Annotated in this window: 13 protein-coding genes; 11 read left to right on the forward strand and 2 right to left on the reverse strand. The window is 59.8% G+C overall.

Going from position 1 to position 11,931, the window contains the following annotated elements; all coding sequences use genetic code 11:
* Positions 1-12: 12 nt before the first annotated feature.
* The gene (locus QA648_RS07965; RefSeq protein ID WP_283050684.1) at positions 13-2,427 is read right to left on the reverse strand and encodes an OmpA family protein; all 2,415 of its coding nucleotides are present in this window, start codon (positions 2,425-2,427) and stop codon (positions 13-15) included.
* A 371-nt stretch (positions 2,428-2,798) separates the two neighbouring features.
* Here QA648_RS07965 and QA648_RS07970 point away from each other — a divergent pair, with 371 nt between their 5' ends.
* From QA648_RS07970 to QA648_RS07985, 4 genes are all read left to right on the forward strand, one after another.
* Positions 2,799-3,581, forward strand: a complete 783-nt coding sequence (locus tag QA648_RS07970) for an ABC transporter substrate-binding protein (RefSeq protein WP_260303881.1) — start codon at positions 2,799-2,801, stop codon at positions 3,579-3,581.
* Positions 3,582-3,698: 117 nt separating this feature from the next.
* On the forward strand, positions 3,699-4,502 hold the full coding sequence (locus QA648_RS07975) for an ABC transporter permease (protein WP_104823309.1): 804 nt from the start codon (positions 3,699-3,701) through the stop codon (positions 4,500-4,502).
* A complete protein-coding gene (locus QA648_RS07980; protein ID WP_104823310.1) occupies positions 4,499-5,329 on the forward strand; it encodes an ABC transporter permease in 831 nt (276 codons plus the stop codon). Before QA648_RS07975 ends, QA648_RS07980 begins: the two co-directional genes overlap by 4 nt.
* A gap of 202 nt (positions 5,330-5,531) precedes the next feature.
* Positions 5,532-5,798: an usg protein gene (locus QA648_RS07985; protein WP_104823311.1), complete on the forward strand. Its 267-nt coding sequence runs from the start codon at positions 5,532-5,534 to the stop codon at positions 5,796-5,798.
* 122 nt (positions 5,799-5,920) lie between these two features.
* On the opposite strand, the gene QA648_RS07990 is transcribed toward QA648_RS07985, so the two are convergent.
* Positions 5,921-6,583, reverse strand: a complete 663-nt coding sequence (locus tag QA648_RS07990; protein ID WP_245463981.1) for a DUF2270 domain-containing protein — start codon at positions 6,581-6,583, stop codon at positions 5,921-5,923.
* A gap of 210 nt (positions 6,584-6,793) precedes the next feature.
* On the opposite strand from QA648_RS07990, the gene QA648_RS07995 reads away from it, so the two are divergent.
* The 7 genes from QA648_RS07995 to QA648_RS08025 all read left to right on the forward strand — a co-directional run bounded on the left by QA648_RS07995 (position 6,794) and on the right by QA648_RS08025 (position 11,922).
* Entirely contained in the window at positions 6,794-7,615 is an 822-nt protein-coding gene (locus tag QA648_RS07995; protein WP_283050688.1) for a class I SAM-dependent methyltransferase, read from the forward strand.
* 131 nt (positions 7,616-7,746) lie between these two features.
* Positions 7,747-8,439, forward strand: coding sequence for a glutathione S-transferase family protein (locus QA648_RS08000; protein ID WP_104823313.1), 693 nt, complete (start codon positions 7,747-7,749; stop codon positions 8,437-8,439).
* A complete protein-coding gene (locus QA648_RS08005) occupies positions 8,432-8,776 on the forward strand; it encodes a metalloregulator ArsR/SmtB family transcription factor (protein WP_104823314.1) in 345 nt (114 codons plus the stop codon). The genes QA648_RS08000 and QA648_RS08005 overlap by 8 nt, the downstream gene beginning before the upstream one ends.
* Positions 8,773-9,249 (forward strand): SRPBCC family protein, encoded by a 477-nt coding sequence (locus tag QA648_RS08010; RefSeq protein WP_283050690.1) that lies wholly within the window; start codon positions 8,773-8,775, stop codon positions 9,247-9,249. The genes QA648_RS08005 and QA648_RS08010 overlap by 4 nt, the downstream gene beginning before the upstream one ends.
* A 137-nt stretch (positions 9,250-9,386) precedes the next feature.
* A complete protein-coding gene (locus tag QA648_RS08015) occupies positions 9,387-10,259 on the forward strand; it encodes an NAD(P)-dependent oxidoreductase (RefSeq protein WP_283050691.1) in 873 nt (290 codons plus the stop codon).
* Positions 10,260-10,503: 244 nt separating this feature from the next.
* Complete coding sequence (locus QA648_RS08020; protein WP_283050692.1) at positions 10,504-11,325, forward strand: AraC family transcriptional regulator; 822 nt, start codon at positions 10,504-10,506, stop codon at positions 11,323-11,325.
* Between the two features lie 51 nt (positions 11,326-11,376).
* The gene (locus QA648_RS08025; RefSeq protein WP_104823318.1) at positions 11,377-11,922 is read left to right on the forward strand and encodes a YbhB/YbcL family Raf kinase inhibitor-like protein; all 546 of its coding nucleotides are present in this window, start codon (positions 11,377-11,379) and stop codon (positions 11,920-11,922) included.
* Positions 11,923-11,931 lie beyond the last annotated feature (9 nt).

Below are 11,931 nucleotides of genomic sequence, written 5' to 3' on the forward strand. Positions count from 1 at the left end.
GACAGGAAAAGCTTACTGGGTTGAAGCGACCGGACGCACCAGCGCCGTGACACGGCGGATGGTAACGCGACGGTTTTCCTGCTCGGGCCCCTGCGTATTCACCTTGAGATATTGCTCGCCGTAACCCTGGGTCACCAGGTTTTCCGGCGGAATGCCATAGACGTCGCTAAGGACCTTGGCGACGGATTCGGCACGCTGATCGGAAAGGACCAGATTGCTTTCCGGAGTGCCGACGGCATCCGTATGGCCTTCGATCATGAAGGTCTCGGTCGGGTCCTTCTTGACGATCTTGCCCATGGCGTCGGCAACGCCGCGCAGCGTACTCGCCTGCGACATCGGGATTTCCGCGCTACCGGTCGCGAAGGTGATCGTATCGAGGTCGATGCGACGCACCTTATCGCGAATACGGGCGGAATAACGCACTTCGTTCAGCGAATAGACCCGCTCGACCGGCTCGACCGGTGGTTCGCGCAGGAAGTCGTAATAATCCGCCTCGCGGTCCGTGCCCGTGTCGATGATGTACTGGTTCAACGGAATGCGCAGGCGCATCGGCGGCAACTCGTCGCCCGGATCGCGGAAGTAGTCGTCGCGGTCCGGCTGATCCTCCAGTTCCGGGGAGTAGAACAGCACGTATTCACGGCCGCGAGCGTCGATGCGCGAGCGCTGAATGACGTCGCCATAGCGATTGCGCACGGTAATAATGCGATCGCCATCCGGCTGATCGATCGTTTCGCGGTAACGGTCGCGCGGAAGCTGCTCATAGATCGGACGTTCACCCTCACGGATGAAGCGCGCGCTATCATCGTGACGAACGACGTAGGTATTGTCGATATTCAGGATGACGCGGCCGCCCTGATTGCCGTTCGGCTGGAGTGCAACGCCTTCCGGCGACGCGAAATCCGGCCGGCGGTCGAGGCGCCGCCCCTGCTCGCTGGTTATGGCTTCGATCCTCACAGGCTGTTGCTGCTGCTGGCCAGCGAGCGCCCGTTGAGCTTCGGCATCCGATGTCGGCGCCTTGGCATAGGCCTGCGGCTGTTGCACTGGGGCGCTCTGCGATTGTCCAGTCTGGGCCTGACCGGCACCAGTCTGAGCCTGCCCGCCGGCAGCTTGGCCACCCTGACGGAAGCCGCGCCGCGCCGCATCCTTGTCGCTATCCAGCACGGCAGCGCCATTCTGCACCGGCAGAATAACCGTCTCGTTGCTGGCTGCAGGATTTGCAGCGATCTTCTTGCGACGCTCCAGTTCCTGCGGCGAAACCTGCTCACCTCCAGCGGCGGGGGCCGCTGTCTGGGCGCCCTGCTGCACGGCACCATTGGCAGGCGCCTGCACGGCGTTACCCTGAGCGGGAGCACCGGTTTCGACATTCGGCTGCTGCTGTTTGCCGACCTGCGGAGCTACCTCGTTCTGCGGCTGAGCCTGCTGTCCCAGGTTCTTCTGAACTGGCTTTTGTTCGGGAGTGGCTGCAGGCTGTTGCGCGCCCTGCTCAGTCTGCGGCAGTTTGCCGGTCGCCGGCTTCTGGCCCTGCTGCGTGCCGGGCTCGACCTGATTTCCAGGCTGAACCTGGGTCTTCGGTTGGGCCTGCTCTGTGGCGGGAGCCTGTTGCAGGGCCGGTGCTACCTTCTGTTCTGCTGGTTGCTGAGCTGGGGCTACCTTCTGTTCCGCCGGTTGCTGCGCCGGTTCAGCCGATTGGCCCTGCAGCTTCTGATGCTTCTTCTTCTCAGGCTGGGCGGGGGTTTCCGGCTGGGCCTGTCCGCTCTGAGTCGGCTGTGCAGCCGGCGCCTGTTGCTGCGCGGGCGCGGCCTTCTGTTCGGCTGGCTGCTGTGCCGGTTCAGCCGATTGATCTTGCTTCTTCTGACGTTTCTTGAGTTCGGGCTGGCCTTGCGGTTGCGTTTCAGGGGCAGCCTGTTGCTGGGCCGCTTTCGGCTGCGGCGCTACTTCCGGCTGCGCCGCTGGCTGTTGCTCCGCATTCTGCTTGTGCTTCTTTTGCTCCGGCTGAGCCTGCTGGGTTTCCGGTACCGCCTGCGGCTGCAGCGCCTTGGGCTGCTGTGTTTCCTGCTGCTGCTTGGCGGGCTTTTGCTGTTCAGGCTGCCCTTCGGGCTGGGCTTCCTTCATCTTGCGCTGTGGCTCGGCTCCGCCCTGCTGTGCTGGTGCGGCCTCATGCTTCTGGCCCTGCGGCTCGCCCTGCTCTGCACCGCCCGGCTTCTTGCGCTTTTTCAGCTCCTCTTCGGACTGCCCGTCCGGAGCCGGCTGCTCCTGGGCAACCTCGAAACTTGCATTGCCGTTGACGGCGACCGATCCGGCGGCAGCATTGCTCAACGGTGCGATGGCTTGGTCGCGCAGCGCTGTGGCGGCAGCCGGCTCAAATGCCAGTGATAGAGACAGCAGTGGAAATGCTGCACTGGCAAATAGTCTGGATCGCTTTCCCATAGTTGGGATCTCCTTTTCTTATCATTATCCGCCAAGGTGCGGATCTCAGCCCGCGGAACAGATGCCCCATGATCCCGGCCGATTTTCGGTGTCCATAGGGCTGAATCGCGGCAAACGGTGATATGTTCCAAAGAATTAGATACGGAAAATTAACCGCGCCTGAACGCGCCGGAAGGCTTCCGTTCAGCTCTGCGGGATCGCGCAAGCGCTTTGGAGATAGTGTGTGCGATGCAAACCGGCTTCGTAATTCCAGTTGCAATTTGCGAAAAAAAAGTACGATTATCGAAGGCAGGCGGGCCACGCACCCGCTCCATTCTGGCCGGCCGCCAATGAAGAAAAATAGCCGCCGGTCGCCAACAGAGAGGATCAAAATGCGCATCTCCACTCGTCTTTTCGCCGCTGCATCGCTTGCCGCGATGTCGCTTTTCGCCGGGGCAGCGCTTGCTGACGGCGATTCGATCGTCATCGGCACCGACGCAACCTATCCGCCGTTCGAATCGCTCGACGCCGCCGGCAAATTCGTCGGCTTCGACATCGATATAGCCAATGCGCTTTGCGATCAGATGAAGGTCAAGTGCACCTTCGTGAACCAGGATTTCGACGGCATCATTCCGGCTCTGCAGGCCAAGAAGTTCGACGCCATCGTATCGTCCATGTCGATCACGCCGGAGCGTCAAAAGACCATCGACTTCACCAACAAATACTACAATACGCCGCCGGCCATCGCCGTGCCGAAGGATTCGACCATAACCGAAGCAACCGATGCGGCCCTGAAGGGCAAGACCATCGGCGCGCAGTCCTCGACCACGCACGCAAACTACGCCACCGCGCATCTGAAGGATGCCGAGCTGAAGCTCTATCCGTCGCCGGATGAATATAAGCTCGACCTCGCTAACGGCCGTATCGACGCTGTCATCGACGACGTCGTGGTTCTCTCCGAATGGGTCAAGTCCGATGCCGGCAATTGCTGCAAGATGCTCGGCACGCTGAAGGTCGATCCGGAAATCAACGGCGTCGGCGCCGGCATTGGCCTCCGCAAGGGTGACACCGCCCTTAAGGACAAGTTAAACGCCGCGATTGCCGCGATCCGTGCCGACGGCACCTACAAGAAGATCCAGGACAAGTATTTCGACTTCGACGTCTACGGCGAGTGATCGCCGTCGATTCCTTGGGAAAAGACGACGGCGGAAGCTTGCTCTTCCGCCGTTTTTGTTTGACATATAATATAAGAATAAGAGAAACGCGGCAAAAGCTGCGAGGGGAAATACGGTATGGGCGGATTGTTTTCCGCGTTTGGTTCCTTGTGGGCCTGGATAGATAACGCTTTCGATCCGCTGTGCGGCCCCGTCGGGCTCTTCACCGTGTTCTTCCAGAACACCTCTATTGCCTGTGGAGACACCGGCTGGGGCGACGAGATTGCCGGCGGCCTCAAAGTCACGATAACAGTAGCCGTCCTGACATTGCCGCTCGGCTTGGTCGTCGGCTTTCTGGTGGCGCTGGCACAGCAATCCGAAGAAAAGTCGCTGCGGCTGGCAGCCGGCGTGTTCACCACCATCTTTCGCGGCCTGCCGGAGCTCCTGACGCTCTTCATCATCTATTACGGCATACAGATTCTGCTGCAAACGGCCCTGGCTTACGTGGGCTACACCGGACAGGTCGAGATCAACGCCTTCGTCGCCGGCATGGTCGCCCTGTCGATCGTTTTTTCCGCCTATTGCTCGGAAGTTTTGCTGTCGGCCTTCAGGGCGATTCCCAAGGGCCAGTATGAAGCGGGCGACGCTCTTGGCTTTCACCGAGCCCGCACCATGCGTCTGATCATCCTGCCGCAATTGATCCGCATCTCGCTTCCCAATCTTGGGAACCTCTGGATGAACTTGCTCAAGGATACATCCTACGTTTCCGTCATCGGACTCGCTGACATCATCCGCCAGACGGGCCTTGCCGTGCGCGCGACCAAGGAACCATTCTTCTTCTATTTGGTTGCCTGCGGACTCTATTTGACGCTCGCCGTCATCTCCTCGGCCGGGTTGTCTTACCTCGACCGTTGGGCCAAACGCGCGGAGTTTCGCCGATGAGCTATGCAGAAGTCTTGATCCCCGCGCAGCCGGCACCACCGGAGACGATGAAGCGCCTCTCCAAGGCCCGCATTGCCGGTTATTTCTTCCTGGCCCTCTGGGCGCTGCTAGGCATCGCGCTGATCACGATGATGATCACCAATTGGGACAACGCAAAATTCTTCAAGTTCGGTCCACGCTTTCTGCACGGCCTCTGGATCACGGTGAAGCTGGTCGGGCTTTCCTTCATCCTCGGCGGGATACTCTCCGTACCCCTGGCCTTTGCGAGAATGTCGAAGAACCGGATTTTGAAGAGCCTGACCTATGGCTATGTCTATCTCTTCCGCGGCACGCCGCTGCTAGCGCAGATCTTCATGGTCTACTACGGCTTTCCGCAGGCGCGCGGCTTCATTGACAGCATCGGTCTCTGGTGGTTCTTCCGCGATCCCTTCAATTGCGGTCTGTTTGCCATGACGCTCAACACGGCGGCCTATCAGACCGAGATTGTCCGCGGCGCCATCCAGAGCGTCCATCACGGCCAAAGCGAAGCTGCGGCCTCGCTCGGCCTTCATAAGCTCGTCACCTTCTACAAGATCATCTTGCCGCAAGCGTTGATCGTGGCGCTGCGGCCTTACGGCAACGAGATCATTCTCCTGATCAAGAGCTCGGCGACCGTATCGATCATCACCGTCTACGATCTGATGGGTGAGACGCGCTATGCCTTCTCGCAGACCTATGACTACCAGACCTATCTCTGGGCAGCGATCTTCTATCTTTCCATCGTCGAGCTGATGCGTAACCGCTGGGCTTGGATCGAGGGCTACCTGACGCGCCATCTGAAGCGTTGACCCTTGCCATGGCAGGCGTCTCCTTGCGCCTGCCGCCAGCACCTTGGCAGCACTCACCTATAGAGGCTGCTATCATATTGATTTTCGAGAAGAAATTTCTTTTTTGCAACACTTTTGTAAAGCTTGGGTTTACCATGAGGTGTTTCCATTTTCCTGTGACATCCGCGTCACGAAGAACAATGGGAACAGAAAGAGAGACCTCATGCACAATGACATGCAAAAGCAGTTGCAAGGCTATGGGCTCACTACGGCGCAGATCCTCTATCGCCTGCCCGATCATCCGCAATTTCTGCAGACCTACATCTGGCAGGACTATGATCTCGCCCCGAATTTCCCGGAGATGCGCGGCTTCCTGAAATTCTGGCAGGAGAAGCTCGACGGGCCGTTACATTCGGTGCGCTATGTTCACCGTCGGCTGATCTCGGCGACCGAGTGGCGGGCAGTGAAGGGAGAGTTCATCCTGCACTAAAACGCATCGCGATCTCTGGGATTCGCTCCTTGCGTTTTAGGCCCTTGATTTTGCGCGTGTCGTTATCGCAAAACCGCTGCGCACTTTTGCGCGACATGCTTTAGTCTGGCTTTGCCAAACGATCAGACATGCGCTTCGCCATGGGTGAAATCGCCGTCATCCGGCCCGCGACGTAATGCGCTATAGAGAATGACGGCATAGAACACGGCCACGATTGCGATCACCGGCCAACCGGGGATCGGTCCGAGCGTTGCATTGTCGGCAATATAGCTCCACGAATGCGCCAGTTCTTGCGGCGCACCATTCGCTTGCAGTTTCGGCGTCGAGATCTTCAAAACCCAGGCCAGCAGCAGGATCACATACATCCAGCAATAATTCCGCCGCAGGCGTCGCTGCATCGCTTCGGAATAATTGAGCAGAAAACGCGGTGCGCGCAGGCTTTTGGCAATCGACACCGCCCAATCGGGATTGAGATTGGCTTCGGGCGCCAAGATCTGCGCAAAATAGCTGCGTTCCAATTGCCGCACCCGCGCCCGATAGACGTCGAAGAAGCGATAGCGCCGCGCCTCGATCATCAGCAGCAAGGTGATCAGCATCATACCAAACAGCAACACGCCATGATGCGACGTCGGCGTCGACAGCGATACGGAAAGCAACGCCGCAACGACGGTGATCGCCCAGTTTGACGTCCGGTCGATGCGATCGCGCCAACTGGTCATCCGCGCGAGCTCGCCGCGGTAGTAATGGGTCAACGTGTTGGTGATCTCCCCCGTCGTCGAAGGCATAGGCGGCGGCTTCCGATCCGTAGCGCTGTTGATGAGATGCGACGTGGTGAGCTCGGTGGCCATGGTTTTTTCCTCCATTTCTCTTTTTTTGCGCAACGGCCTTATGGCCCGCCGCTGCCGCAGACGAATATTTTGCTCCTTCAACGCAGCCATTGCAAAAGCCATTCAAGCGCCTTAATGCCTCCTTGACGAATGAAGGACTGATCGCTCATGGCAAAGAAAAAGATAGACGAAGACGCGCTGGCGGAAGCCTACAACCGCGCCCTTGCGCTCGAAAAAGCCGGCGATATCGACGCCGCGGTTAAGGCCTATGAGGATGTGCTGGCGATCGATCCCGAGGATCATGGCGGCGCAGCCGTGCGCATCGCCTCGATGGGCCGCGGCGAAACGCCGGTTAAGGCGCCGGACGCCTATGTCGAAACCCTGTTCGATCAGCATGCTGAAGTTTTCGAGGACGTGCTTGTCGAGCAGCTCGGCTATCATGTTCCGGTTCTCGTGCGTCAGCGGCTGCAGGCACTTGGTCTCGGCCCCTTCAAGCGCATGCTCGATCTCGGCTGCGGCACGGGCCTGACCGGCGGTACGCTGCGAGACATCGCCGAGGACATCACAGGTATCGATATTTCCGAAAACATGGTCGAAGTCGCCCATGAGAAGGATCTGTATGAGACGCTGTTCGTCGCCGAGGTTGAGGATTTCCTCGACGATAATGACGAAGAGCCGTTCGACCTGATCACCGCCACCGATGTGCTGCCCTATCTCGGCGCGCTGGAGCCGTTGTTCTTCGGCGCCGCTGAAAACATGACGCCGGGCGGCCTCTTCATCTTCTCCTCGGAAACCCTGCCCGACAGCGCTATGGCAGGCCGCGCCTACATGGTCGGTCCGCACCAGCGTTTCGCCCATTCGGAAAGCTACGTGCGCGAACGCCTGACCGCGACCGGCTTCGAGCTGATCGAAATCACCGACATCAATGTCCGCATGGAAGAGGGTCATCCGACCCCGGGCCATCTGGTTATCGCGCGCCTTGCGTCGTGATCTGATTTCTCCTGCAGCCAATCCGAATAGTTACCCAATTGGGTAACTATTCATTGCATTCGCTGGCACGATCTGTTACTTAGCCATTTAGGTAAGTTTTGGCATCGCCTCGATGTAGGAAAGGTCGCTGTATGTCTCTCATCCTTTATCAGCATCCCCTCGCCTCCTTCTGCCATAAGGTCCTGATGGCGCTTTATGAGAACGGTACGCCCTTCGAAAGCCGGGTCATCGATCTCGGCAATGAAGAGTCCCGCGCATCGCTGCTGCGCCTCTGGCCGATCGGCAAATTCCCTGTCCTGCGCGACGAGGCGCTCGATAGCACCGTTCCCGAAACCAGCATCATCATCGAATATCTCGACCGGCATTATCCCGGCGCGACGCCGCTGTTGCCGCTCGATCCGACGGATGCGCTCTGCGTCCGCCTCTGGGATCGCTTCTTCGATCTCTACGTTCAGGAACCGATGCAGGCGATCGTTGCTGACATTCGCCGTCCGGAAGATGAGCGCAACCCCAAAGCCGTCGCGCAGGCGCAGGCATTGTTGCGCACCGCCTACGGCATGATCGAGCAGCAACTGGGCGAAAAGCTCTGGATCGCCGGTGACGCCCTGACGATGGCGGATTGCGCCGCCGCCCCGGCATTGTTCTACGCCGAAACGCTCGTGCCCTTTGGAGAACAGCAAGTCCGGCTGCAGCAATATTATCAACGCCTGCTCGATCGTCCGTCCTTTGCACGCGTGCTCGAAGAGGCGATGCCCTACTTCCATTTCTATCCCTATAGCCAGAAGCTGCCCGCCCGTTTCCGCCCGGAACGATCGGATGGTTGAGGATTCCATAGCGCTCGACCGAATGTTCCAGGCCCTGTCGGACCAAAGCCGCCGCGGCATGATCGACCGCCTCGGCCGCGGTCCCGCCTCGGTGATGGAACTGGCCCAGCCGTTCGCCATGGCACTGCCGACCGTGATGAAACATCTGCATGTTTTGGAAACCAGCGGTCTGGTGCGCTCGGAAAAGATCGGCCGGGTGCGGACTTACCAGCTACGGAAAGAAGCGCTGGAGCAGGTCGAACGCTGGATCGCCGAGCGTAGGGCGGGGTGGAACAGGACCTTCGACCGGCTCGATCAGTTTCTGGCCGACAATTCCGAGGAGACGGCGGTGAAATGACCGAGAGAACGACGGAACATACGACGCTGACCATAGAGCGTCATTTCAAGGCGCCGCCGCAGCGCGTCTTCGGCGCCTGGGCGGTGGCCGAAAACAAGCGCCAATGGTTCGCCTGCCACGGGGATTGGACGCCGCTGGAATTTCAGCTCGACTTTCGTCCTGGCGGCAGCGAGAGCAACCGCGTCGCCTCGACGGATGGCGTGGTACACGCCTATCAGGCTCGCTACATCGATATCGTGCCGAACGAACGCATCATCTATGCCTTCGACATGATGCTCGCTGACAAGCGCATCTCGGTATCGCTGGCAACCGTCACCTTCGCGCCGGAGCCTAGCGGCACCACGATGCTCTTTACCGAGCAAATGGTTTTTCTCGACGGCTATGGCGACAATGGTTCCCGGTTGATGGGCACGGAAATCGGCTTCGACAACCTCCGGCTCTATGTCGAAGGCGACGAAAGCAGGCCGAACTAGCCCGCGCGAGCCAGCCAGGATCGTCGCCAACAACTGGCTTTCGAGCTCGGCCGCTACCACTCGCCGACAAATCGGTCTTTCGCCCCCCTCGCCTTTCCGCTAAGCCTTCAGGCAAATTCTTGGAAGGAGTCTCGCGAATGGCAAAGGTCGCTTTCATCGGCATGGGCGTCATGGGCTATCCCATGGCAGGGCATTTGAAGGTCAAGGGCGGTCATGACGTCACCGTCTATAACCGCACCGTCGCCAAGGCCGAAGCCTGGGCCAAACAATTCGACGGCAAGTTCGCCCCAACCCCCGCCGCTGCGGCCGAAGGCGCCGATTTCGTCTTCACCTGCGTCGGCAATGACGACGACCTGCGCGCGGTGACGATCGGCCATGACGGCGTGCTCGCCGGCATGAAGGCGGGCGCAGTCCTGATCGACAACACGACGGCAAGCGCCGAAGTCGCCCGGGAACTGCATTCCGCAGCCAAGGAAAAAGACGTGGACTTTATCGACGCTCCCGTCTCCGGTGGCCAGGCGGGCGCGGAAAACGGTGTGCTGACCGTCATGTGCGGCGGCGATGAGGCAGTATTCGAAAAAGCAAAGCCCGTGATCGATGCCTACGCCCGCATGGTCGGCCTGATGGGTGCCGTCGGCGCAGGCCAGCTCACCAAGATGATCAACCAGATCTGCATCGCCGGTGTGGTCCAGGGCTTGGCCGAAGGCATCCATTTCGGCAAGCAGGCCGGCCTTGACATCGAAAAGGTGGTGGAAGTCATCTCCAAGGGTGCGGCCGGTTCCTGGCAGATGGAAAACCGCCACAAGACCATGAATGTTGGGAAATATGACTTCGGCTTTGCCGTCGACTGGATGCGCAAGGACCTGGACATCGTATTGTCGGAAGCCCGCCGCAACAAGGCAAAGCTGCCGTTGACCGCCTTGGTTGATCAGTTCTACGGCGACGTCCAGGCCATGGGCGGAAATCGCTGGGACACGTCGTCGCTGCTGGCGCGACTGGAGCGGAAATAATCCGTCCTGGTCCGGCTCGATGAGGGACGCCGCCGGCTCACCGAACGCGGCGGCGCCTGCTTCCTGCAAAGGATGATCGAAGGCAGTTTCACAAACCGGCAACCTTCGCTACGTTTAGCGGCATTTTGCTGCCGGCTGACAAGAACAAGCCGGTGAAAAGAGTTGCGGAGGCCTGGTGTTTCAAATTTCGGATAATTATTCCGCCTTTCCCCAACGCGATATCGTCCGACGCGACGGAGCCGGAATGACGGCATGTATCATCCAAGGCACGCGCCTGCTCTGCAAGCGCCTTGCGTCGCCTGCTCCGGGCGTGGTGCTCGTTCAAAAAGGTCAGAAGATCATTCTCGATCGGGTCGCCGACATGAAGGCTTGCGCCGGCGATCTGGTACTGATCCCCGAAGGCGCCACCTCCGATATCATCAACGAGCCCGATGGCTCTGACGGCTATCAGGCGCTCGCCCTGCAGTTCGCGCCAAATTTGATCGCTGATTTCGCCGGCGGCGATGCCAGGCCGGTGCAGGAGATCCAAGTTCTCACCGGCATGCAGCCGGCTTTCGAAGAAGCTTATGGCAAGGCAATCGAGGCGATCCGAAGCGGCCCTCTCCTGCCGGACAGCATCGCAGCATCTCGTGTCAACGAAATCCTGTTGTGGCTCGGCGCGCTCGGCCACCGGTTTGCGCCGATCACGAACCCTGGCCCGATCGAACGCCTGCGCCGGATCATCAATTCCGATCCGGCCTATCCCTGGCGCGCTCCGGAGCTGGCGAAGACGATCGGCATGAGCGAGGCCAGTTTGCGGCGCAAGCTGGCAGCGGCGGAAACGAGCTTTTCCGAGCTTTTGGCTGATATCCGGATGACGACGGCACTCACCCTTTTGCAAACGACCGAGAAGTCCGTGACGCAAATCGCTCTGGATGTCGGCTACGACTCGGCCTCCCGCTTCACCGCACGCTTTCGGACGCGGTTCGATTTCGCGCCAAGCGAAATTCGCGGCCATCAGCGTGAAGTTGATCGAAACGGCGCAAAGACTGATCGAAACAGCGCAGCGCTCGTCGCCGCAGAATGACAATCTCCCGCCGTCGACGCTGCGGACAGCGTCGCTCTAACGGAGATTGTCATGAAATATTCTATCGCCGCGGCCCTGGCTGCCACGTTGCTGGCATCGGGCCAAGCCTCAGCCTTTGAACTCGCCAGCCCCGACATGAAGGACAGCGGCACGCTCAAGATCGAACAGGTGGCCAACGTATTCGGCTGCAAGGGCGGCAATGTCTCTCCCGCGCTAAGCTGGAAAGATGCACCGGAGGGAACCAAGAGCTTCGTGGTAACGCTCTATGATCCGGATGCGCCCACAGGCTCCGGCTGGTGGCATTGGACCGTATTTGATATCCCCGCATCCGCCAAGTCGCTGCCATCGGGTGCGGGATCGACTGGGGGAACCGGTCTGCCTTCCGGAGCCATCCAGGGAAGAACCGACTTCGGCACCTCTGGTTTCGGCGGCGCCTGCCCGCCTCCAGGCCCGGCGCATCGTTACAAGCTGACCGTAACCGCGTTGAAAGTCGATAAGCTCGGCCTCGACAGCAATGCCAGCGGGGCGCTCGTCGGCTATATGACGCAGGCAAACGCGCTCGCCTCCGCTTCCATCACCGCCACTTACGGCCAATGATGGCGCGCT

Source organism: Rhizobium sp. CB3171, assembly GCF_029714265.1.
GTDB lineage: Bacteria > Pseudomonadota > Alphaproteobacteria > Rhizobiales > Rhizobiaceae > Rhizobium.